Source organism: Variovorax sp. GW821-FHT09B01 (assembly GCF_059418345.1).
In genome coordinates, this window is the sequence record NZ_JBWKPQ010000004.1 from 109,592 (window position 1) to 129,585 (window position 19,994).

A 19,994-nucleotide genomic window follows, 5' to 3' on the forward strand; every position below is an offset into this window, starting at 1 on the left:
GTTGCAGTGTCTTCCGACCGATGCAAGAATGCAAGCGGTTCCGAAAGAAAAGCGTAGGAGCGCGCGCCATGGCATCCCAGGAAAAATCCCTCTGCCCGATCAACCTCGCGCTGGAAGTCTTCGGCGACCGCTGGAGCCTGCTGATCGTGCGCGACATGATGTTCGCGGGCAAGCGCCATTTCCGCGAGTTCCTGCAGTCCGACGAAGGCATCTCGACCAACATCCTCACCGAGCGGCTCGGCAAGCTCGTCGAGCAGGGCGTGCTGCGCAAGAGCGACGATCCCACGCACAGGCAGAAGGCGCTCTACAGCCTCACGCCCATGGGCATCGACCTGCTGCCGGTGGTGGCGCAGATCGGCATCTGGGGCCGCAAGCACACGGCGGCCACGAAGGACAGCGCCGCCGATGCCGCCGCGCTCGACAAGGGCGGGCCCGCGCTCTGGAAGAAGCTGCAGGCGGAGCTGCGGCGCGCGCATGCCGAGGGCCGCGCGGCCTGAAAGACACGCGTCACGTCCGGTCACCAGACTCGCGCGGGAGCGCTGGCAGAATGCCGCCCGGCACCCTGCCAAACCCGAACGCAGCAACCACACACCGAGGGGTCCGATGACCGAACACACCGTCGCGGCAGCCGTCGTCTACGCCAAGGACGTGACGCGCCTGAGCACGTTCTACACGCGCGTCGCCGGCCTGTCGCTCGCCCATGCCGAAGGCGGATTCAGCACCCTCGAATCGCCCGCGCTGCAGCTGTTCGTGGTCGCGATGCATGGCGACATCGCGGCCCGGGTCCATGTGTCGCAGCCGCCGGTGCGGCGCGAGAACACGGCGCTGAAGTTCGTCTTTCCGGTCGAGAGCCTGCGCGATGCGCGGCGCGCGGCCGCCGAGCACGGCGGCGCATTGAAGCCGGCCGAGGCCGAATGGGCGTTCGGCGGCCATCGCTACTGCGACGGGCACGACACCGAGGGCAATGTGTTCCAGCTGCGCGAGCGCGCGGTTGGCACGGACGACGAGACGAACGATTGAGCGGGCGCGGCGAACGCCGCATGCCGCATGCCGCGGGCGCAAGCCCTGTACGGTCTTTCGCCCATCGACGGAAACGGCCGCTAAGCTGGCGCCCGCCTCGACGGCCCCTCTTCCCCTCCTCCTCCACGCACGCATGAACCGACGCCACCTGCTGCAGCTCCTCGCCGGCGGCATCGCCGCCTCCACGCTCGCCGCCTGCGGCCGGCGCAAGGCCTCGGAGCCGGCGCTGAAGTCCGATGCCAAGCTGCTCGCGCTGGGCGACAGCCTGACCTTCGGCTATGGTGCCCCGCCCGGTGAGGACTGGCCCGCGAGACTCGCGACGCTCACGGGCTGGCAGGTGGTCAACGAAGGCATCAACGGCGACACCTCGGCGGGCGCCCTGAAGCGGCTCGACGCGCTGCTCGCGGCCGACAGCTACGACGCGGTGCTGGTGGGCATCGGCGGCAACGACATGCTGCGGGGCGTGCCGCTGCAGACCACGCGCGACAACATCGCGGCGATCGTGCGCCAGGCGCGCACGCACACGCCGCGCGTGGCACTGATCGCCACGCCCGCGCCCGAACTGCTGCGCGCGACCATCGGCGCGCTCAGCGACGCGCCGCTCTACGAAGAGGTCGCGACCGCCGAGCAGGCGCTGCTGATCCCGGCGGTGTATGCGGGCGTGCTGTCCGATCCCGCGCTGCGCTCCGACCGCATCCACGCGAATGCGCAGGGCTACGAGAAGATCGCGCAGCAGATCGCCGAGCAATTGCAGAAGGCCGGCTGGCGCTGAACCGCCCCGATGCGCCTCAGGGCGCGTTGCCCTGCGGTCCGACCGGCGGCGGCGCGGTGCGGCCGCTGGAGCCCGGCGCGAGCTTGCGGCCGAAGGCCTCGCCCACGTTGCGCACCGGGCGGCTCGCGCGCTGCGACACGTTGTCGACACCGCGGCGCGTGGCATCGTCGGCGCGATCGATGCCGCGGCCCGCGGCGTTGGTGCCGCGCTGCACGCCGCCGATCACCTTGCTGTCGCGCGGCGGCGGCTTGAGCGTATGGGCGCGCTGCGCGCGCGGCGGGTTGTCGGCGCTCTGTGCCTGCACGGCGGCGGCCGGCAGCAGCATCAGCGCGGCGAGCGACGCGGCGGCCGCAAAGCGGAAGTGAGGACGAAGGGTCATCGGGGATCTCCTCGAAACGTCGGGTTCATCGTCACGCGGGCTCGTCGCCCGCGGCCGCGGCGCGCGCCATGCGCTCGCTCTTCCAGTAGACGTCGTCGCCGCCATCGACGCGGTTGAGCACGCGCGCGAGCACGAACAGCAGGTCGCTCAGGCGGTTGAGGTACTGGCGCAGCGTGTCGTTGAGCGTGGCCGTGGCGCCGAGCGCGACCACGGCCCGTTCCGCGCGGCGCGCGATGGTGCGGCACACATGGGCCTGCGCCGCGCCGCGGGTGCCGGCCGGCAGGATGAATTCGGCCAGCCGCGGCAGCGTGGCGTTGTGGTCGGCCAGCGCGTTGTCGAGCTGCAGCAGGGCCTCGGGCTTGAGCAGCGCATAGCCGGGCATCGAGAGCTCGCCGCCGAGGTTGAACAGCTGGTGCTGCACGTCCACCAGCAGCTCGCGCACCGCCTCGGGCAGCGGCTCGCACAGCAGCAGGCCGATGTGCGAGTTGAGCTCGTCGACGTCGCCCATGGCGTGCACGCGCAGGTGGTCCTTGGGCACGCGCGTGTTGTCGCCGAGGCCGGTGGTGCCGTCGTCGCCGGTGCGCGTGGCGATCTGCGAGAGTCGGTTGCCCATGGTGTGTTCGTTCCTATGCCGAGGGGGTGGAGGCGGTCTGCGCCTCGATCTTGCCGCGCAGCCATTGCAGGCCCGCGAGGTGCTGCTGGTCGTGGCTGCACAGATAGTGCACCAGGCTGCGCAGCGTGAGCGGACCGTAGCCTTCGAACACCGCGGTGCGCGCGAACTGCGCGGCATCGAGTGTGCCCAGCAGCGCCAGCGTGTGGGCGCGCGCGGCGCGGAACTCGACCAGCGCGCGCTCGGCATCGGCCGCGCCATAGGGGCGCTGCGCATTCACGGCCTCGCTGTCGATCGAGGCCAGCACCGGGCGCTCTTCGTCGAGCGTGCGGCGAAAGCGCAGGTGGTAGCCCTCGACCTCGATGTCGCGCACATGGCAGACCTGCTGCAGCGGCGTGAAGGGCTCGCTCGGCACGCCCTCCCACGAGGCCGGCGCGAAGTCGCGCGAAGCCGCAGGGATCGCGGCGTAGTGGGCTTCGAGCTGGGCCGGAAAGGCGGCCAGTGCCTGCAGGGTCGTGGGATCGATGGTCATCGCGGCACGCGGCCCGTGCATCGCGGGCCGCGGAGAAAAGCGGGAGGAGGATTTTGCGGCATCGGCGTTCGAGGCTCAGCCGCTTAACCCCCTCGGCCGACTGCCGTACGGGGATCGGCCCGATGCCGATTCGCGCCCCGCTTCGTAGAATGGTCCGTTCGCCCCCGCCCCTCTTTTCCCCCTCTTCCACAGCCAGGAGACCTCCGATGAACGCCCCGACCTCGACCTCGCATCTGCTGCCGGAGCTTCATCTGCGCGAGGTGCCGGCAGTGCTGATCGATGCGCTCAAGGCCCGCTTCGGCGAACGCTGCTCCACGGCGCTCGCGGTGCGCACGCAGCACGGTCGCGACGAATCCTCGTTCGATGCGCCGCCGCCCTCGGCCGTGGTGTTCGCCGAGAGCACGCAGGACGTGGCCGATGCCGTGAAGCTCGCGAGCGAATACAGCGTGCCCGTCATCCCCTTCGGCGTGGGCTCCTCGCTCGAAGGCCACCTGCTCGCGGTGCAGGGCGGCATCAGCATCGACGTGTCGCGCATGAACCGCGTGCTGTCGGTCAATGCCGACGACCTCACGGTCACGGTGCAGCCGGGCGTCACGCGCAAGCAGCTCAACGAGGAGATCAAGAGCACCGGCCTGTTCTTCCCGATCGACCCGGGCGCCGACGCCTCCATCGGCGGCATGACGGCCACGCGCGCCAGCGGCACGAACGCGGTGCGCTACGGCACGATGCGCGAGAACGTGCTGGCGCTCGAGGTGGTGACGGCCGCCGGCGACACGATCCGCACCGGCACGCGCGCGAAGAAGTCCTCGGCCGGCTACGACCTCACGCGCCTGATGGTGGGCAGCGAAGGCACGCTGGGCGTGGTCACCGAGATCACGCTGCGCATCTATCCGCTGCCCGAGGCGGTGTCGGCCGCGATCTGCTCGTTCCCGAGCATCGAGGCGGCCGTGCGCACCACCATCGAGACCATCCAGCTCGGCGTGCCGATCGCGCGCGTGGAGCTGATCGACGTGAACACGGTGCGCATGGTGAATGCCTACGCCAAGCTGAACCTGCGCGAGGAACCGATGCTGCTGATGGAGTTCCACGGCTCGCCCGCGGGCGTGAAGGAGCAGGCCGAGACGGTGCAGGAACTCGCGAGCGGCCACGGCGGCAATGCCTTCGAATGGGCCAGCACGCCGGAAGAACGCACGCGCCTGTGGACCGCGCGGCACAACAGCTACTTCGCCGCGGTGCAGTCGCGCCCGGGCTGCCGCGTGATCTCGACCGACACCTGCGTGCCGATCTCGCGCCTGGCCGACTGCCTGCTCGACTCGGTGGCCGAGGCCGATGCCAGCGGCATCCCCTACTTCCTCGTCGGCCACGTGGGCGACGGCAACTTCCACTTCGGCTACCTGCTCGATCCCAACGTGCCCGAGGAGCGCGTGAAGGCCGAGGCGCTCAACCACGCGCTGGTGAGCCGCGCGCTCGCGCTCGAGGGCACCTGCACCGGCGAGCACGGCGTGGGCCTGCACAAGATGGACTTCCTGGTGACCGAGGCCGGTGCCGGCGCTATCGACATGATGCGCACGATCAAGCGCGCGCTCGATCCGAAGAACATCATGAACCCGGGCAAGATCTTCCAGCTCTGAGCGCGCGTCCCGCGCGTCTGAAAAAAAACCCGGCGGCTTCGCGAGAAGCCCCGGGCTTTTTGCTGGGCGGGCCCGCAGGCCCCGCGCTCGACTACTTGCGACGACGCGCCGGCTGCTGCGGCTGCTCGGCCGGCACGTAGGTCTGCGACGGTGCCGCGCCGCCATCCACGCCGAGGCGGCCACCGCCACCGAGGCCCTGGCCGCGCACCGTCTGCGCCTTGTAGTTGCGCAGCGAGCGGACCATCTGGTTGAAGGCGTCCATGAAGGCCGCCGCGATCACCTTGCCCTGCGCGGTGTTGGTGTAGCCGCCGAGGCCGCCGCCGGCACTGCGGCCGACGATGGAGCCGAAGGCACCGAAGTCGGTCTTGGAGGCGCTGCCTTCGGAGGCCGCGACCTGCACGCCCGAGCGGTTGTCGATCAGGGTCAGCAGCGCCGAGGCTTCCTTGGTCTGCATGCTGCCGCCGATCGCGGCCAGCGCGCGGCCGCGGTTACCGCCGACCAGGCCGCCGAGCGAACCGCCGAGGCCGCCCGCATCGCTGTTGCTGAACACGATCTCGGGCGACAGGCCGTAGTCCGACGCGACCATCTGGCCGCGGCCGAAGTTGCTGCCGCCGCGCATCTCGCCCGACTGCTGCAGCGCGCGTTCGCGCGTCATCGCGTTCATGCCGGCCGCGCCGCGCTCGACCACCACGAAGCAGTTCGACTGCTGCACCAGCAAACGCAACAGGTTTGCAGTAGGCGGCAGGCGGTATTCGCCCGTGAGGATGGTGTACCAGCCCGCGTTGACGTTCTCGATCAGCGAGACAGTGCCCAGCGGCGATTCGCAGCGCTCGAGCTGGCTGCTCTCGCCCGAGGTGGCGCCGCCGGCGGCGCTGCCGGTGGCCATGGTCTTGGCCGACTGGCTGCCCATCTGCATGTCGGTGGTGGCGCAGCCCGTGAGCAGCAACGCGCCCACGGCCACGGCCGCGAACGGGAAACGGGTGGTGATGAACTTCATGGAGAGCTCCCTCTGGCGAGATCGGGTGGAAAAAAGCTGCGGCGAGGATACGCGCAATGGATGACTGGAACAATCAAGCGGACGTCGGAGGATGCCGCGAAGCGGCTTAGGCCGTTCGGCGGATCCGCTCGATCAGCCCGTTGAGCGCATCGATCGAGCCGAAGTGGATCGCGAGCTCGCCGCTCTCCTCGATCTTGCCGCCGCGCTTGCTGCGCTTCTTGATCCGCACCTCGACCTCGGCGGTCAACAGGTCGGCCAGTTCTTCCTCGACCCGCTCGAGGTCGCGCGATTTCTCGCCGGTCTGGCCGCTGCGCCGCGGCGTGGCCGTGAGGCTGAATTCGGCCGCGAGCTTCTTCACCAGCGCCTCGGCCTCGCGCACCGACATCTTCTTCGCGGCGATCTGGTTCGCCGCCGTGATCTGGGTGCCGCGGTCCAGCGACAGCAGCGCGCGCGCATGGCCCATGTCGATGTCGCCGGCCATCAGCATCGCCTGCGCGGGCTCGGCCAGGTTGAGCAGGCGCAGCAGGTTGCTGGCGGCGCTGCGCGAGCGGCCCACGGCCTGGGCGGCGGCCTCGTGCGTGAGGCCGAACTCACTGACCAGGCGCTGCAGGCCCTGGGCCTCTTCGAGCGGGTTCAGGTCCTCGCGCTGGATGTTCTCGATCAGCGACATCGCCGCGGCGGCCTCGTTGGGCACGTCGCGCACCAGCACCGGCACGCTCTCGAGGCCAGCCAGCCTGGCGGCACGGAAGCGGCGTTCGCCCGCGATGATTTCGAACTCGGCGTTCTTGGCGGCGGCCGAGGCCTCGTCGAGCCGGCGCACCAGGATCGGCTGCATGATCCCCTGCGCCTTGATGCTCTCGGCCAGCTCGTAGAGCGCGCCCTCGTCCATGCGGGTGCGCGGCTGGTAGACGCCGGCCACCATCTGGTCGAGCCGCAGGCTGTTGGGGTTCTGCGGCGCGCCGTTCTCGCCGGAGCCGCCGTCGCCGGCGTTGTCGCTGGAAGGGGCGGCCGTCGGGCCGAGCAGCGCTTCGAGGCCGCGGCCCAGGCCCTTGGGTTTCTTGGTCGCCATCAGTTCTTTTCTTTCGACACGTCGTTCAGGAGTTGCCGGCCCTCGGGCCAGTCGCCCAGGCCGGATTCGGCATTCAGGTGGCCGCGCGCGCCCGCGTCAACGAAGCGCGCGCCCCAGTCGCTCGCCATCTGGCGCGAGCGAGCGGCCTCGCAATACGGGTCGTCGTTGGCCGCGATCAGCACGGCGGGAAAAGGCAGCGGCTGGCGCACGATCGGCGCCCAGCCCGGGATCATCTGGCGCACGTCCTCGCGCTCGAGGTCGCCGGGCGCGACCAGCAGCGCACCGCGTACCCGCGCGGTGTTGCGCGAATGGGCGGCCCAGGCCGCCACCAGGATGCAGCCCAGGCTGTGGGCGGCGAGGACCACGTCGCCGGGCGAAGCCAGCACTTCCTCCTCGAGCCGCGCCGACCAGTCGCCGCGCAGCGGCCGCATCCATTCATGCTGTTCCACGCGGTGGTCGTGGTGCTTTTCTTCCCAGAGGGTCTGCCAGTGGCCGGGGCCGCTGTTCTGCCAGCCAGGCAGCAGGAGGACGCGGGGTTCAACACTCATTTGCTATTATTTTTATAGCTAACTATAGAGACTGGATAAGGGTCAGACGTTGTTTTCGCTGCTGGACTTGGGTTCGCCCACCGGCGCCAGTACGTCCTCGGGAATCGGCAGGTCGGGCGAGGTGCGGCCCGGCGCCGGCGGCGTGCTGGGCGCCACCGCGCCCGAAGCGAAGGCGCTCGCGGGCGGCATCTTCGCGATCAACTCTTCGGCGAAGGCGATGAAGGCCTGGCTGCCGCGCGCCGCCGGATCGAAGACCACGCCCGGCAGTCCGTAGCTCGGCGCCTCGGCCAGCCGCACATTGCGCGGGATCACGGTGTCGAACACCTTGTCGCCGAAGTGCGCCTTGAGCTGCTCGCTGACCTGCTGCTGCAGCGTGATGCGCGGATCGAACATCACGCGCAGCAGGCCGATGATCTGCAGGTTCTTGTTGAGGTTGGCGTGCACCTGCTTGATGGTGTTGACCAGGTCGGTCAGGCCCTCGAGCGCGAAGTACTCGCACTGCATCGGCACGATCACGCCATGCGCCGCGCACAGGCCGTTGAGCGTCAGCAGGCTCAGGCTCGGCGGGCAGTCGATCAGCACGAAGTCGTACTCGGCACCGACCGCGGCCAGCGCGGTGCGCAGGCGTTTCTCGCGGCGGTCGAGTGCGACCATTTCGACCTCGGCACCGGCCAGCTCGCGGTTGGCACCCAGCACGTCGTAGGCGTAGCCGCCCTCCGCCAGCTTGTCGGCCTTGACCCGCGCCTCGGCCACCGAGGCCGACTCGAGCAGCACGTCGTACACCGTGGTCTCGAGCTGGCGCTTGTCGATGCCCGAACCCATGGTGGCATTGCCCTGCGGGTCGAGGTCGATCATCAGCACGCGCTGGCCCACCTTGGCCAGGCCGGCGGCGAGGTTGACGGTGGTGGTGGTCTTGCCGACGCCGCCCTTCTGGTTGGCGATGCAGAAAATCTTGGCCATGGAGGAGGATCAGTTCGAGGCGGCGAGCTTGACGCCGAAGGCGATCAGGAAGACACCGGCCAGCTTCTCGAGCACGCCCGAGATCCGCGGATTGGCGCGGATGCGCTCGGCCAGGAAGTGGGTCAGCAAGGTGGAGGTCAGGCCGTAGAGGAAGGTCAGCGCCGCGATCGTGACCGCCATCGCGCCGAAGGTGACCACGCCCTGGTGGCGGGCCGGGTCGACGAACAGCGGGAAGAAGGCCATGTAGAACACGATCGCCTTGGGGTTCAGCAAGGTGATCATCAGCGCCTGCCGCATGAAGTGGCGCGGGCGGATGTTGAGGATGGGTGCGGCCCCGGGCTTGGCGCGCAGCATCTTGAAGCCCAGCCAGGCCAGGTAGCCGGCGCCGAGCCACTGCACCGCCTTGAAGGCGGTCGGATAGGTGGCCAGCACGGCCGACACGCCCGCCACCGCGGCCCACATCAGCACCTGGTCGCCGGCAATCACGCCCAGGGTCGCCGCCAGGCCGCCGCGAATTCCGCCTTTGCTGGTCGACGTGATCAGCGCCAGGTTGCCCGGGCCGGGAATCAGGAGGAACAGGATGATGGCGACGACGAACGCGCCGTAGTCAGCGATGCCGAACATGGGAATTGCCTCGTGGAAAGAGGGAAAGGGGAGCCGTCGAGTCTAAGCGAGGCAGGTGGCGCGGCGATTGGCCGAACGGCCGGTTTTGCGCGGCCCGCGCGTTTCTTTTGGCAAGACGACGAGCAGCGCAGTCTTGCCGGGCACGGATCAGGCCTGTTTTCGTGCCCAGACGATGCAACGCTCGGCGTCGAGGCCGGGCACCGTCAGTTGTTCCACGTGAAACACCGCGACTTCAGCGGGCAGCCCGGCGAGCTCATCGGCCGGATTCTTGCCCTTCATCGCGAGCCACTTGCCGCCCTCGGCCAGCAGGTGCAAGGAGCCCGAGAAGAAATCGGGCAGCGACGCGAAAGCGCGCGAGCTGATCAGGTCGAAGCGGCCTTCGAGCTTTTCGACCCGGGCGTGCAGACCGCGCAGGTTCGGCAGCACCAGCTCGCCGGCCACCTGCTGCACGAAAGCCATCTTCTTCGCGACCGCATCGAGGCAGGTCACGTCGAGATCGGGCCGCAGTATCGCGATGACCACGCCCGGCAATCCTGCCCCCGATCCCACGTCGAGCAGCTTGCCCTGCCCTGCCCACTCGCGCTGCAGCGGCGGAATCACGGCGAGGCTGTCGAGCAGGTGGTGGGTCAGCACGCTGTCGGGATCGCGCAGCGCCGTGAGGTTGTAGACCTTGTTCCACTTGAGCATCAGCGCGCCATAGGCCGTGAGCTGCTCGGCCTGCCGCTCGGACAAGGGCACGCCCAGCGTCTCCGCGCCCGCGCGCAGCCGTTCGATCGTCGCCGTCATTCGGCGGACTGCGGCTCGGTGGCTGCTTCCTTGGTCGCGGAAAAGGCCTTGTGGCCGCCCTTGCGCAGGTGGATCAGCAGCAGCGAGATGGCCGCCGGCGTCACGCCCGAGATGCGCGAAGCCAGGCCCAAGGTCTCGGGCTTGTGCTTCGCGAGCTTCTGGCGCACCTCGAAACTCAGGGCCTTGACCTGGCCGTAGTCGAAATCGGCCGGCATCTTGAGGCTCTCGAAGTGGGCGGCGCGCTCCACTTCGTCGTTCTGGCGCTCGATGTAGCCCGAATACTTGGCCGATATCTCGATCTGCTCGATCTCGGTCTCGCTGAGTGGAGCCTCGGCGCCGTACTTGCCGCCGTCCAGCGACATCAGGGTCTGGTAGTTCACATCGGGCCGGCGCAGCAGGTCAGCGAGGTTGTACTCGTGCTCGATCGCCTTGCCGAGCACCCGCACCGACTCGGTCGCCGGCAGGTTGCGCGGGTTCACCCAGATCGACTTGAGCCGCTCTGTTTCACGTGAAACAGCGTCGCGCTTGCGGCTGAAAGCATCCCAGCGCACGTCGTCGACCAGGCCCAGCTTGCGCCCTGCTTCGGTCAGGCGCATGTCGGCGTTGTCCTCGCGCAGCTGCAGCCGGAACTCGGCACGGCTCGTGAACATGCGGTACGGCTCGGTCACGCCCTTGGTGATCAGGTCGTCGACGAGCACGCCGAGGTAGGCCTCGTCGCGGCGCGGCAGCCAGGCGTCTTCGCCACGGCATTGCAGCGCGGCATTGATGCCGGCGAACAGGCCCTGGGCCGCCGCTTCTTCGTAGCCGGTCGTGCCGTTGATCTGTCCAGCGAAGAACAGCCCCTGGATCGCGCGGGATTCGAAGCTGCTCTTGAGCTCGCGCGGATCGAAGTAGTCGTACTCGATGGCGTAGCCGGGACGCAGGATGTGGGCGTTCTCCAGTCCGGGCATCGAGCGCACCAGCTGGTACTGGATGTCGAAAGGCAGACTGGTCGAGATGCCGTTCGGGTAGTACTCGTTGGTGGTCAGGCCCTCGGGCTCGAGGAAGATCTGGTGGCTGTCCTTGTCGGCGAAGCGATTGATCTTGTCCTCGACGCTCGGGCAGTAGCGCGGACCGACGCCGTCGATCTTGCCGGTGAACATCGGGCTGCGGTCGAAGCCCGAGCGGATGATCTCGTGCGTGCGCGCGTTGGTGTGCGTGATCCAGCACGGCATCTGTTGCGGATGCATCTCGACCTTGCCGAGGAAGCTGAACACCGGCATCGGCCCAGCCCCGCCGGGCATGCCGTCACCGGGCTGCTCGGTGCACTTCGAGAAGTCGATGCTGCGGCCGTCGAGCCGCGGCGGCGTGCCGGTCTTGAGCCGGCCCTGCGGCAGCTTGAGTTCCTTGAGGCGCGCCGACAGGCTCACGGCCGGCGGGTCGCCCGCGCGGCCGGCCTGGTAGTTGTCGAGGCCGACATGGATGCGGCCGTCGAGGAAGGTGCCCGCGGTCAGCACCACGGTGCGCGCGCGGAAGGCGATGCCGACCTGCGTGACCGCGCCCACCACACGATCGCCCTCGACCATCAGGTCGTCGACCGCCTGCTGGAACAGGCTCAGGTTCGGCTGGTTCTCGAGGCGGCGGCGGATCGCCGCCTTGTAGAGCACGCGGTCGGCCTGGGCACGCGTGGCGCGCACGGCCGGACCCTTGCTCGAGTTGAGGATGCGGAACTGGATGCCGGCCTCGTCGGTGGCGATCGCCATCGCGCCACCGAGCGCGTCGACCTCCTTCACCAGGTGGCCCTTGCCGATGCCGCCGATCGAGGGGTTGCAGCTCATCTGGCCCAGCGTCTCGATGTTGTGGGACAGCAGCAGCGTCTTCGCGCCCATGCGGGCGGCAGCGAGCGCGGCTTCGGTGCCGGCATGGCCGCCACCGACGACGATCACGTCGAATTCTTCGGGATAAAGCATGAGAAGGGGCGCACTGACGCGTGCGCGGCGCAAAGGAGGGCCATGATTTTAATCGGCCCACCCTGCTCGCGCCCACTGTGGGGGCAAGCTGGTCGCGAGACTCTAAAAGTCCGCCAAACCCTTCAGGGCCTCGATAGTTTGCTATGTTTTTTGTAGCAAACTATCATAGGTCAAGCCGACGTGGCCAGTTCCACCACCGGCACCGGCTTCTCGATGCCCACGAGCGCGCCGCTGGCCGGCGGTTCCACGGGTGGCGCCACGCTCTGGTCCTGCAGTTCGGTCACCACGATCTGCTTGTCGCGCATGCTCACGCTGCCGAAGATGGTGCAGAAGGCCACGTCCTTCGCATCGCGCCCGGTGCCCACGCGCACGAGACGGTCGACCGGCGCCATGCGCGTGGCGTCGAACAGCACCCAGCGCCCGCCGAGCCAGGCCTCGAACACGGCATGGAAATCCTGCGGCGGTTCCTCGAAGGCCACGTAGCCCACGACCAGCCGCGCCGGGATGTTGAGCGCGCGGCAGAAGGTGATGCCCAGATGCGCGAAGTCGCGGCACACGCCGGCGCGCTGCACGAAGACCTCGCGCGCCGTGGTGGTTGAGTCGGTGCTGCCCGACTCGTAGGTGATGCTGTCGTGGATCCAGTCGACGATCGCCTGCACGCGGCCGATGCCGGGCGGCAGGTCGCCGAAGAGCTGGAAGGCGCAGCGCGCCATCAGGTCCGACTCGCAATAGCGCGTCGGCATCATGTAGTGCAGCACCTCGTCGGGCACTTCGTTGACCGGCACTTCGGGCAGGTCGTGCGGCACGTCGACCTGGGTGCGCTGCACGGTCGCGGTGTAGGCGATCTTCAGCGGCCCCGGTGCCACGTCGAAGCGCAGGAAGCGGTTGCCGCTGGCCTCGTCGCAGAACACCTGCACCTCGGCCGCCGGCTCGATCGTGAGGGTCTCGCGGATCACCGCCTGCGCGCCCGCGCGGGCCGCCTCGATGTTCAGCAGCAGATGGGCCGGCGCGGCGACTTCGTAGTCCAGCTGCGCCTCGATGTGCGAGATGTGCATGTGGCTCCCCTTCCCTTCTTCGCCTGGCTCAGGCGCGCCTTCGGCGCGAACGGTGCTCGGGCAACTGCCAGTGCGTCTGCGTCACCAGCAGCACCCGCAGGACGCAATGCGCGGGGCTCTGCAGCAGCAGGCGCAGCGAGCGCGTGCGCGGCCAGCGCACCGACCGGTGCCGGTGCATCAGTCGAGTGCCTTCTTCACCGCGCCCACGCCCAGCGCGGCGAGCACGATGAAGATCACGGCCAGAATGAGGAACAGGCCGAACAGCACCTTGGCAATGCCCGCGGCGCCCGCCGCGATGCCGCCGAAACCCAGCAGGCCGGCCACCAGGGAGATGACCGCAAAGATGATGGCGTACTTCAACATCGAGTGACTCCTTTGCCGCGGGTCGCAGCCCTCGGTGCTCGAAGAATAAAAAAGGGTGCGCTACGCCCCGATAGTCACCGAGCCCAAGCACCCGTAGGACAAACCCGCGCCGCCCAAACCCGCTAGCATCCGGTGCGTTCCAAAGAACCATTTCAACGATCGATTGGAGTTTTTCGCATGAAGCTGTACTACTCGCCGGGCGCCTGCTCGCTCTCGCCGCACATCGCGATGCACGAAGCCGGCCTCGCCTTCGAACCGGTGCTCGCCAGCACCAAGAGCCACAAGCTGCAGGACGGCACGGACTACTACGGCATCAACCCGCTGGGTTACGTGCCGATGCTCGAACTCGACGACGGCACGCGCCTGCGCGAAGGCCCCGCGATCCTGCAATACATCGCCGACCTCGTGCCCACCAAGAACCTCGCGCCCGCCGCCGGCACCCTGCAGCGCTATCGCCTGCAGGAGTGGCTGACCTTCATCGGCACCGAGATCCACAAGGGCTTCAGCCCGCTGTTCAACCCGGCCATGCCCGAGGAAGCCAAGACCATCAGCCGCGACAAGCTCACCTCGCGCTTCACCTGGCTCGACGGCGAACTCGCGAACAAGCAGTACCTGATGGGCGACCAGTTCAGCGTGGCCGACGGCTACCTGTTCACCGTGACCAACTGGGCCAAGCCCACCGGCGTGGACCTCGCGGGCTTCGCGAACCTCCAGGCCTGGCGCGCGCGCGTGAGCGAGCGTCCCGCCGTGCAGGAAGCGATGAAGGCCGAAGGCCTGCTGAAGTAATCCAGCACCACCGAGGCGCGCCATCGCGCTTCGCCACCAGCGGCCGGCACCTCGCCGGCCGTTTGCTTTTGGCGGGCCGCCCGTGCAATGCCACCCGATTGCATTTGCACCGCCGCATCGCCTAGCACCAAGACTACAACCCCGTGGCAGCAGGGTTGAGGCCCCGCCCCTACCCTTGCGCCTGCGTTTGCCGTTCACACCTTCTTTTTCATTCCACTTCCCAAAGAGCCTCGGCCATGTCCACCCTTTTCGACCCCGTCCAAGCCGGCGACCTGAAGCTCGCCAACCGCATCGTGATGGCGCCGCTCACGCGCAATCGCTCGCCCAACGCCATCCCGACCGCGCTCGCGCCCACCTACTACGCGCAGCGCGCGAGCGCCGGCCTGCTGATCACCGAGGCCACCGCCATCAGCCAGCAGGGCCAGGGCTATGCCGACGTGCCCGGCCTCTACGGCACCGAGCAGCTCGATGGCTGGAAGAAAGTGACCGACGCCGTGCATGCCGAGGGCGGCAAGATCGTGGTGCAGCTGTGGCACGTGGGCCGCGTCTCGCACACCAGCCTGCAGCCCGACAACGGCCAGCCGGTCGCGCCCTCGGCCATCACCGCCAAGACCAAGACCGTGCTGATCCATGACGGCGTGCCGACCTTCACCGAGACCTCCGAACCGCGCGCGCTCGACGCCGCAGAGATCCCCGGCATCGTCCACGGCTTCGCCAGCGCCGCGCGCAACGCGGTCGAGACGGCGGGCTTCGACGGCGTCGAGATCCACGGCGCCAATGGCTACTTGCTCGACCAGTTCCTCAAGGACGGCAGCAACCAGCGCAGCGACGACTACGGCGGCAGCATCGAGAACCGCGCGCGCTTCCTGCTCGAGATCACGCGCGCCGTGGCCGATGCCGTGGGCGCGCGCCGCACCGGCATCCGCCTGTCGCCGGTCACGCCCGCCAACGACGTGCACGACAGCAACCCGCAGCCGCTGTTCACCTACGTGGTGAAGGAACTGGCCAAGCTCGACCTGGCCTACGTCCACATCATCGAAGGCGCCACCGGCGGCCCGCGCGAGATCGCCGACCGGCCCTTCGACTACGAGGCGCTCAAGGCCGCCTACCGCGACGCCGGCGGCAAGGCCGCCTGGATGGTCAACAACGGCTACGACCGCCCGCTCGCCGAGGAAGCCGTGAAGGAAGGCGACGATCTCGTGGCCTTCGGCAAGCCCTTCATCTCGAACCCCGACCTGGTGCGCCGCCTGCGTGAGCACGCGCCGCTCAACGAGCTCGACAAGGCCACCCTGTACGGCGGCGGCGCCAAGGGCTACACCGACTACCCCGCGCTGGCCTGAGCCCGCGGGCGACCGGCGCGCGGTGCTTTCGGGTACCGTTGCGCCATGTCGCAGATCGAGAACCAGCTGGCCGCGCGCGGCCTCGTCCTTCCGCCCGCCGTCCAGCCCCCACCGGGCGTGGTGCTGCCCTTTCGCTTCGTGCGCATCGTCGGACGGCGCGCCTTCGTCTCGGGCCACGGCCCGCTGAATGCCGACGGCAGCATCGCCGCGCCGCTGGGCAAGCTCGGGCGCGAGCTCGACGTGGAACAGGGCTACGTGGCCGCGCGCCTCACCGCGCTCGCGATGCTCGGCAGCCTGCAGCGCGCGCTCGGCGACCTCGACCGCATCACGGCCTGGACGCGCGTGTTCGGCATGGTCGCCTCGGCCCCGGGCTTCGACCGCCAGCCCTCGGTCATCAACGGCTTCTCCGACCTCGTGCTCGAGCTCTTCGGGCCCGAGATCGGCGCGCATGCGCGCAGCGCGGTCGGCATGGCCGAGCTGCCGTTCAACATCCCGGTGGAGATCGAGGCCGAGGTGGAGATCGCCGAATGAGCGAAGCGCCGCGCTGGAGCCTGCGCCGCGCCGAAGCAGCCGATGCGAACGCGATCCGCGACTGCGCGATCGCCGCCTTCAGCGTCTACCTGCCGCGCCTGCCGATCGTGCCGCTGCCGATGCGCAAGGACTACGCAAGCGCCATCGAGTTGCAACAGGTGTGGGTCGCCGCCGATGTTGCGGATGCCACGGAGATCGCGGCCGCGCTCGTGCTCGACATCACCGACGAGGGCTTCCTGATCGACGTGATCGCGGTGCAGCCGAAGCACCAGGGCAGCGGCGCGGGCCGCGCCCTGCTCGAGCTCGCCGAGCGCGAGGCGCTGCGCCAGGGCTTCGATTCGATCTACCTGTTCACCAACGAGAAGATGAGCGAGAACCGCGCGCTCTACGAACGCATCGGCTACGTGGAATACCGGCGCCTGGTGCTCGAGAACCGCACGCGCGTCTTCCTGCGCAAGGCGCTGCGATGAACGCCACGCCCAAGCTCGCGCGCATCCACCATGCCGCGATCATCTGCTCCGACTACGCGGTGTCGAAGCGCTTCTACAGCGAGGTGCTGGGCCTGCGCATCGTCGCCGAGCACCTGCGTGCCGAGCGCCATTCGTACAAGCTCGATCTCGCGCTGCCCGACGGCTCGCAGATCGAGTTGTTCTCCTTTCCCGATCCGCCGCCGCGCGTCTCGCGCCCCGAGGCGCGCGGGCTGCGCCACCTCGCGTTCGAGGTGCCCGACGTGCGCGCCGCGACCGATGCACTCGAGGCGCAGGGCATTGCCGTCGAGCCGATCCGCGTCGATGAATACACGGGCCGGCGCTTCACCTTCTTCGCCGATCCCGACGGGCTACCGCTCGAACTCTACGAAACCGCGCCCTAGCTCTTGCGCGTGAAATCCACGCTGACCTTCAAGCCCGTCGGCTCGGCCGCCTCGAGCCGCAGCTCGGCGCCCAGCAGCTCGGCATAGCGCGCCACGATCGACAGGCCCAGCCCCGAGCCCTGCCCCAGCTTCTGCCCCGCCGGGCCCTGTGCCCAACGCTGCATCAACAGGCGCTGCGCATCGAGCGGAATGCCGGGGCCGTCGTCGATCACGCTGAGCACTTCGCCACTGACTTCGACCGTGATGGTGCGGCCGCCATAACGCAACGCGTTGTCGATCAGGTTGTCGAGGATGCCCTCGACCAGCGCCTCGTTGGCCTGCACCGTCACGCTGTCGTCGAGGCCGCGTGCACCCAGGTCCACGCCACGCGCATCGGCGCGCCCGAGGTGCCGCAGGACCGTCTGCTCGGCCAGCGCATCGAGCCGCACGGGTGCGGTCTCGAGGCTGGTGCTGGCCTCGTCGGCCAGCGCGAGCGCGAGCAGCTGGTCGATCAGGTGGCTCGCGCGCTCCTGGCTCTTGGCCACCTGCTCGAGCTGCTCGCGCCACACCGAGGGCTTCTGCTGCGCGAGACCGTAGTCGGCCAGCGCGCGAATGCCCGCGAGCGGCGTGCGCAACTCGTGCGCCACGTTGCCCACGAATTCGCGCTGTCCGCGCACGCTGTGGCCCAGCCGCTCGAACAGCGCATTGACCGCTTCGCCGAGCCGCTGCAGCTCGCGCGAAGTCTGCACCACCGTCACCGGCGAGAGGTCGCGCACGTCGCGCCGATCGAGCGCCTGCTGCAGGTCGCCGAGCGGCCGCAGATCGCTGCGGATCCCATGCCAGAGCCACACGGCGAGCAACATCAGCAACAGCACCTGCGGCGCCAGCGCATAGCCCAGCAACTGCCGCACGAGCGCCGTGCGGCTCAGCGTGGTCTGCGCGATCACCACGCGATAGGGCATCGCGACGCCGGGTTCGGCATCGTGCTCGAGCACCACCGCGCGCATCGGCTTGCCCTGGTAGGTGACATCGGAGAAGCGATAACGCGCGCCGCCCACGGGCAGTGGCGCCTGCAGGTCATCGGCGCCCGAGATCAGGGTGCCGTCGAGCCGCTGCACCGAGAAGTTGACCTTGTCGATCTGGTCGAACAGCACCGTCGCCACCTCGCGCGGCGTGAGCAGCAGCTCGATGCCGCGCTCGCCCGCCTGCACGTTGGCCGACAGCGCATAGGCGTCGTCGAGCATGCCGCGATCGAAGGCCTGTTCGGAGAAGTAGTTGGCGATGACCAGCGCGATCACCGCGCCCACCATCCAGCTCAGCGCGAGCGGCACCAGCACGTTGCGCAGCACGCGCCGCGTGAGCGTGGACACCGCGCGCGGCGGCCTGGGCGCGATGCGCGCGTGCGCTGCTTCGCTCTCGCTTTCGCTCACGGTCGCGGCGCGCTCAGACTTCGGCTTCGAGCAGGTAGCCGATGCCGCGCAGCGTGCGGATGCTCGCGCCCGAACCGACCAGCTTCTTGCGCAGCCGCGAGATGAAGGCCTCGAGCGCGTTGTCGCCCAGCGATTCGTCGAAGCTCGAGAGCTTGTCGGACAGCGCACGCTTGCTCACCGTGCGGCCCGGCGGGCTCATGAGTTCCCACAGCACCTCGAACTCGCGCGCCGGCAGGTCGAGCGGACCGCTCGCGGTGGAGAAGCGCCGTGCCTTGCGGTCGAGCTTCAGCTGGCCCAGCAGCACGATGTCTTCGGTGCCCTTCGCGCGCCGCACCAGCGCGCGCAAGCGCGCCTCGACCTCGGCCAGGTCGAAGGGCTTGCCGAGGTAGTCGTCGGCACCGGCATCGAGGCCCGCGATGCGTTCCTCGGTGCGGCCGCGCGCGGTGAGCACGAGCACCGGCGTGCGGTCGCCGCGCGCGCGCGCCTGTCGCAGCGCGGTGAGTCCACTCGCGAGACCGCTGGTCGCGCTCGCGGTGGCGGGCAGGTTCAGATCGAGCAGCACCGCATCGAAGGGCTGCACGCGCCAGAGGTGGTCGGCATCCTCGACGTTGGTGGAAACATCGACGCGGTGACCGGCGTCCGCGAGGCTGCGAAGCATCACGTCGCGCAGCACAGCATCGTCTTCGACTAGCAGGATTCGCATGATTTTCGAGTGGGTTGAGGTGCCTATTCTTGCTCGCGGGAGGGTCAGCAGGCGGTCAGTACGACACGCGATAAACACGGCATGAGCATACGACAGCCCATCGCCGCACGGTTCCTTTTCATCGGGGCCGCATCGTCATGAGCGCACGCGAACCTTCCAGCCTGCTGAGCTTCGTGCACCCCGCCGTGCAACGCACCGCGGTCGTGCTGCTGCATGGTTTGTGCAGCACACCTGACGAACTGCTGACCGTGCAGTCCGCGCTGCGCGACGGCGGCTACGCGGTGCACCCGATGTCGATCCCCGGCTACTCCTTCGACGCCAATGCGCCGATGCAGCAGGCCGCGCCCTTCCAGCAGTGGCTCGACAGCATCGAGGCCCAGGTCACGGCCCTGCGCGAGACGCACGAGCGCGTGCTGCTCGTGGGCATCTCGGCCGGCTCCTCGCTCGCGCTCGGTGCCGCCATCCGCTGCGGCGACGCGGTCGATGCGCTGGTGCTGATGTCGACCACGCTGCGCTTCGACGGCTGGGCCATCCCGCGCACGCAGATGCTGCTGCCGCTGGCCTACTACACGCCGCTGGGCCGCTTCTGGCAGTACCGCGAACGCCCGCCCTACGGCGTGAAGAACGAACGCGTGCGCGCCTGGATCGAGCGCGAACTGCGGCACCGCAAGATCTCGCGCGCCGGCAGCTCGGTGATCGGCGTGAGCCACCTGCGCGAACACCATCGGCTGATCCGCCATGTGCGCGCCAACCTGCATCGCGTGCAGTGCGACCGCGTGCTCGCGCTGCATGCGCAGCAGGACGAGGTGGCCAGCGTGGCCAACCTCGAGATCCTCGCGCGCGGCCTGCGCTGCCGGTCGTTCCGCAGCGTCGTGGTGAGCAACAGCTACCACATGATCACCATCGACAACGACCGCCAGCAGGTGGTGCGCGAAACCGTCGCGTTCGCCGACGAGGTCGCGCATGGCACGGGCGCCGATGCCCCGATTTCCTCTCTGAAGGCTTCCTGAAAAGGAATGCGTTCGCCACCGCGATGCCATCGATCCCACTCCACAATGA

At 69.0% G+C, this 19,994-nt stretch carries 25 protein-coding genes; 10 read left to right on the top strand and 15 right to left on the bottom strand.

All coding sequences use genetic code 11. From position 1 onward, the window contains the following. Positions 1-68 precede the first annotated feature (68 nt). The 3 genes from AC07RV_RS14985 (at position 69) to AC07RV_RS14995 (ending at position 1,792) form a co-directional block, all read left to right on the top strand. Positions 69-497 (top strand): winged helix-turn-helix transcriptional regulator, encoded by a 429-nt coding sequence (locus tag AC07RV_RS14985; RefSeq protein WP_296788452.1) that lies wholly within the window; start codon positions 69-71, stop codon positions 495-497. Positions 498-603: 106 nt separating this feature from the next. Beyond that, on the top strand, positions 604-1,020 hold the full coding sequence (locus tag AC07RV_RS14990; RefSeq protein WP_296788448.1) for a VOC family protein: 417 nt from the start codon (positions 604-606) through the stop codon (positions 1,018-1,020). Positions 1,021-1,153: 133 nt separating this feature from the next. Then, positions 1,154-1,792: a GDSL-type esterase/lipase family protein gene (locus AC07RV_RS14995; protein WP_093344157.1), complete on the top strand. Its 639-nt coding sequence runs from the start codon at positions 1,154-1,156 to the stop codon at positions 1,790-1,792. A gap of 16 nt (positions 1,793-1,808) precedes the next feature. Here AC07RV_RS14995 and AC07RV_RS15000 read toward each other — a convergent pair whose 3' ends face one another. The 3 genes from AC07RV_RS15000 to AC07RV_RS15010 are packed head-to-tail and all read right to left on the bottom strand — an operon-like array spanning position 1,809 to position 3,307. Continuing rightward, positions 1,809-2,171 carry a hypothetical protein gene (locus tag AC07RV_RS15000; RefSeq protein WP_296788444.1) on the bottom strand — a complete coding sequence of 121 codons (363 nt, stop codon included), beginning with the start codon at positions 2,169-2,171 and terminating at the stop codon, positions 1,809-1,811. Positions 2,172-2,202: 31 nt separating this feature from the next. After that, positions 2,203-2,784 (bottom strand): cob(I)yrinic acid a,c-diamide adenosyltransferase, encoded by a 582-nt coding sequence (locus tag AC07RV_RS15005; protein WP_208513809.1) that lies wholly within the window; start codon positions 2,782-2,784, stop codon positions 2,203-2,205. Positions 2,785-2,797: 13 nt separating this feature from the next. Beyond that, positions 2,798-3,307, bottom strand: coding sequence for a DinB family protein (locus tag AC07RV_RS15010; RefSeq protein ID WP_296788655.1), 510 nt, complete (start codon positions 3,305-3,307; stop codon positions 2,798-2,800). A 212-nt stretch (positions 3,308-3,519) separates the two neighbouring features. Between AC07RV_RS15010 and AC07RV_RS15015 the strand changes: the two genes are divergently transcribed. After that, positions 3,520-4,944, top strand: a complete 1,425-nt coding sequence (locus AC07RV_RS15015) for an FAD-binding oxidoreductase (RefSeq protein ID WP_093343662.1) — start codon at positions 3,520-3,522, stop codon at positions 4,942-4,944. Positions 4,945-5,035: 91 nt separating this feature from the next. Here AC07RV_RS15015 and AC07RV_RS15020 read toward each other — a convergent pair whose 3' ends face one another. From AC07RV_RS15020 to AC07RV_RS15065, 10 genes are all read right to left on the bottom strand, one after another. Then, on the bottom strand, positions 5,036-5,941 hold the full coding sequence (locus AC07RV_RS15020; protein WP_093343661.1) for a CsgG/HfaB family protein: 906 nt from the start codon (positions 5,939-5,941) through the stop codon (positions 5,036-5,038). Positions 5,942-6,047: 106 nt separating this feature from the next. Further along, positions 6,048-7,010: a ParB/RepB/Spo0J family partition protein gene (locus tag AC07RV_RS15025; protein WP_296788438.1), complete on the bottom strand. Its 963-nt coding sequence runs from the start codon at positions 7,008-7,010 to the stop codon at positions 6,048-6,050. After that, a complete protein-coding gene (locus AC07RV_RS15030; protein WP_296788435.1) occupies positions 7,010-7,558 on the bottom strand; it encodes an RBBP9/YdeN family alpha/beta hydrolase in 549 nt (182 codons plus the stop codon). Before AC07RV_RS15030 ends, AC07RV_RS15025 begins: the two co-directional genes overlap by 1 nt. Before the next feature lie 42 nt (positions 7,559-7,600). Next, positions 7,601-8,518: a ParA family protein gene (locus tag AC07RV_RS15035; RefSeq protein ID WP_093343656.1), complete on the bottom strand. Its 918-nt coding sequence runs from the start codon at positions 8,516-8,518 to the stop codon at positions 7,601-7,603. A gap of 9 nt (positions 8,519-8,527) precedes the next feature. Then, positions 8,528-9,142, bottom strand: coding sequence for a LysE family transporter (locus AC07RV_RS15040; protein WP_208513812.1), 615 nt, complete (start codon positions 9,140-9,142; stop codon positions 8,528-8,530). Positions 9,143-9,289: 147 nt separating this feature from the next. Beyond that, positions 9,290-9,928 (bottom strand): 16S rRNA (guanine(527)-N(7))-methyltransferase RsmG, encoded by a 639-nt coding sequence (gene rsmG, locus AC07RV_RS15045; protein WP_296788431.1) that lies wholly within the window; start codon positions 9,926-9,928, stop codon positions 9,290-9,292. Further along, positions 9,925-11,877, bottom strand: coding sequence for a tRNA uridine-5-carboxymethylaminomethyl(34) synthesis enzyme MnmG (gene mnmG, locus AC07RV_RS15050; protein ID WP_057591811.1), 1,953 nt, complete (start codon positions 11,875-11,877; stop codon positions 9,925-9,927). Before mnmG ends, rsmG begins: the two co-directional genes overlap by 4 nt. A 170-nt stretch (positions 11,878-12,047) precedes the next feature. Then, entirely contained in the window at positions 12,048-12,932 is an 885-nt protein-coding gene (locus AC07RV_RS15055; RefSeq protein ID WP_296788428.1) for a transglutaminase-like domain-containing protein, read from the bottom strand. 28 nt (positions 12,933-12,960) lie between these two features. Next, entirely contained in the window at positions 12,961-13,110 is a 150-nt protein-coding gene (locus AC07RV_RS15060) for a hypothetical protein (RefSeq protein WP_177239341.1), read from the bottom strand. Continuing rightward, positions 13,110-13,295 carry a DUF1328 domain-containing protein gene (locus AC07RV_RS15065; protein ID WP_057591813.1) on the bottom strand — a complete coding sequence of 62 codons (186 nt, stop codon included), beginning with the start codon at positions 13,293-13,295 and terminating at the stop codon, positions 13,110-13,112. Before AC07RV_RS15065 ends, AC07RV_RS15060 begins: the two co-directional genes overlap by 1 nt. A gap of 177 nt (positions 13,296-13,472) precedes the next feature. Here AC07RV_RS15065 and gstA point away from each other — a divergent pair, with 177 nt between their 5' ends. The 5 genes from gstA (at position 13,473) to gloA2 (ending at position 16,823) form a co-directional block, all read left to right on the top strand. Further along, a complete protein-coding gene (gene gstA, locus AC07RV_RS15070) occupies positions 13,473-14,081 on the top strand; it encodes a glutathione transferase GstA (RefSeq protein WP_296788424.1) in 609 nt (202 codons plus the stop codon). 236 nt (positions 14,082-14,317) lie between these two features. After that, positions 14,318-15,421, top strand: a complete 1,104-nt coding sequence (locus AC07RV_RS15075) for an alkene reductase (protein ID WP_296788422.1) — start codon at positions 14,318-14,320, stop codon at positions 15,419-15,421. Positions 15,422-15,466: 45 nt separating this feature from the next. Continuing rightward, the gene (locus tag AC07RV_RS15080) at positions 15,467-15,952 is read left to right on the top strand and encodes a RidA family protein (protein WP_296788419.1); all 486 of its coding nucleotides are present in this window, start codon (positions 15,467-15,469) and stop codon (positions 15,950-15,952) included. Beyond that, positions 15,949-16,422, top strand: a complete 474-nt coding sequence (locus tag AC07RV_RS15085; RefSeq protein ID WP_296788416.1) for a GNAT family N-acetyltransferase — start codon at positions 15,949-15,951, stop codon at positions 16,420-16,422. The genes AC07RV_RS15080 and AC07RV_RS15085 overlap by 4 nt, the downstream gene beginning before the upstream one ends. Continuing rightward, entirely contained in the window at positions 16,419-16,823 is a 405-nt protein-coding gene (gene gloA2 / locus AC07RV_RS15090) for an SMU1112c/YaeR family gloxylase I-like metalloprotein (protein WP_296788413.1), read from the top strand. Before AC07RV_RS15085 ends, gloA2 begins: the two co-directional genes overlap by 4 nt. Here the strand turns inward: gloA2 and AC07RV_RS15095 are convergent. Then, a complete protein-coding gene (locus AC07RV_RS15095) occupies positions 16,820-18,196 on the bottom strand; it encodes a sensor histidine kinase (protein WP_444813871.1) in 1,377 nt (458 codons plus the stop codon). The two genes, gloA2 and AC07RV_RS15095, sit on opposite strands and share 4 nt — an antisense overlap. Positions 18,197-18,245: 49 nt before the next feature. Further along, positions 18,246-18,935, bottom strand: coding sequence for a response regulator transcription factor (locus tag AC07RV_RS15100; protein ID WP_093343640.1), 690 nt, complete (start codon positions 18,933-18,935; stop codon positions 18,246-18,248). A 137-nt stretch (positions 18,936-19,072) separates the two neighbouring features. On the opposite strand from AC07RV_RS15100, the gene AC07RV_RS15105 reads away from it, so the two are divergent. Further along, positions 19,073-19,945: an alpha/beta hydrolase gene (locus AC07RV_RS15105; protein WP_093343639.1), complete on the top strand. Its 873-nt coding sequence runs from the start codon at positions 19,073-19,075 to the stop codon at positions 19,943-19,945. Positions 19,946-19,994: the final 49 nt, after the last annotated feature.

Coding starts and splice junctions, on each gene's coding strand:
- AC07RV_RS15080 (WP_296788419.1), top strand. CDS start 15,467: ATGTCGCAGATCGAGAACCAGCTGGCCGCGCGCGGCCTCGTCCTTCCG.
- AC07RV_RS15060 (WP_177239341.1), bottom strand. CDS start 13,110: ATGCACCGGCACCGGTCGGTGCGCTGGCCGCGCACGCGCTCGCTGCGC.
- mnmG (WP_057591811.1), bottom strand. CDS start 11,877: ATGCTTTATCCCGAAGAATTCGACGTGATCGTCGTCGGTGGCGGCCAT.
- AC07RV_RS15040 (WP_208513812.1), bottom strand. CDS start 9,142: ATGTTCGGCATCGCTGACTACGGCGCGTTCGTCGTCGCCATCATCCTG.
- AC07RV_RS15035 (WP_093343656.1), bottom strand. CDS start 8,518: ATGGCCAAGATTTTCTGCATCGCCAACCAGAAGGGCGGCGTCGGCAAG.
- AC07RV_RS15075 (WP_296788422.1), top strand. CDS start 14,318: ATGTCCACCCTTTTCGACCCCGTCCAAGCCGGCGACCTGAAGCTCGCC.
- AC07RV_RS14990 (WP_296788448.1), top strand. CDS start 604: ATGACCGAACACACCGTCGCGGCAGCCGTCGTCTACGCCAAGGACGTG.
- AC07RV_RS15055 (WP_296788428.1), bottom strand. CDS start 12,932: ATGCACATCTCGCACATCGAGGCGCAGCTGGACTACGAAGTCGCCGCG.
- gstA (WP_296788424.1), top strand. CDS start 13,473: ATGAAGCTGTACTACTCGCCGGGCGCCTGCTCGCTCTCGCCGCACATC.
- AC07RV_RS15065 (WP_057591813.1), bottom strand. CDS start 13,295: ATGTTGAAGTACGCCATCATCTTTGCGGTCATCTCCCTGGTGGCCGGC.
- AC07RV_RS15025 (WP_296788438.1), bottom strand. CDS start 7,010: ATGGCGACCAAGAAACCCAAGGGCCTGGGCCGCGGCCTCGAAGCGCTG.
- AC07RV_RS14995 (WP_093344157.1), top strand. CDS start 1,154: ATGAACCGACGCCACCTGCTGCAGCTCCTCGCCGGCGGCATCGCCGCC.
- AC07RV_RS15015 (WP_093343662.1), top strand. CDS start 3,520: ATGAACGCCCCGACCTCGACCTCGCATCTGCTGCCGGAGCTTCATCTG.
- AC07RV_RS14985 (WP_296788452.1), top strand. CDS start 69: ATGGCATCCCAGGAAAAATCCCTCTGCCCGATCAACCTCGCGCTGGAA.
- AC07RV_RS15085 (WP_296788416.1), top strand. CDS start 15,949: ATGAGCGAAGCGCCGCGCTGGAGCCTGCGCCGCGCCGAAGCAGCCGAT.
- AC07RV_RS15100 (WP_093343640.1), bottom strand. CDS start 18,935: ATGCGAATCCTGCTAGTCGAAGACGATGCTGTGCTGCGCGACGTGATG.
- AC07RV_RS15105 (WP_093343639.1), top strand. CDS start 19,073: ATGAGCGCACGCGAACCTTCCAGCCTGCTGAGCTTCGTGCACCCCGCC.
- gloA2 (WP_296788413.1), top strand. CDS start 16,419: ATGAACGCCACGCCCAAGCTCGCGCGCATCCACCATGCCGCGATCATC.
- AC07RV_RS15000 (WP_296788444.1), bottom strand. CDS start 2,171: ATGACCCTTCGTCCTCACTTCCGCTTTGCGGCCGCCGCGTCGCTCGCC.
- AC07RV_RS15020 (WP_093343661.1), bottom strand. CDS start 5,941: ATGAAGTTCATCACCACCCGTTTCCCGTTCGCGGCCGTGGCCGTGGGC.
- rsmG (WP_296788431.1), bottom strand. CDS start 9,928: ATGACGGCGACGATCGAACGGCTGCGCGCGGGCGCGGAGACGCTGGGC.
- AC07RV_RS15030 (WP_296788435.1), bottom strand. CDS start 7,558: ATGAGTGTTGAACCCCGCGTCCTCCTGCTGCCTGGCTGGCAGAACAGC.
- AC07RV_RS15005 (WP_208513809.1), bottom strand. CDS start 2,784: ATGGGCAACCGACTCTCGCAGATCGCCACGCGCACCGGCGACGACGGC.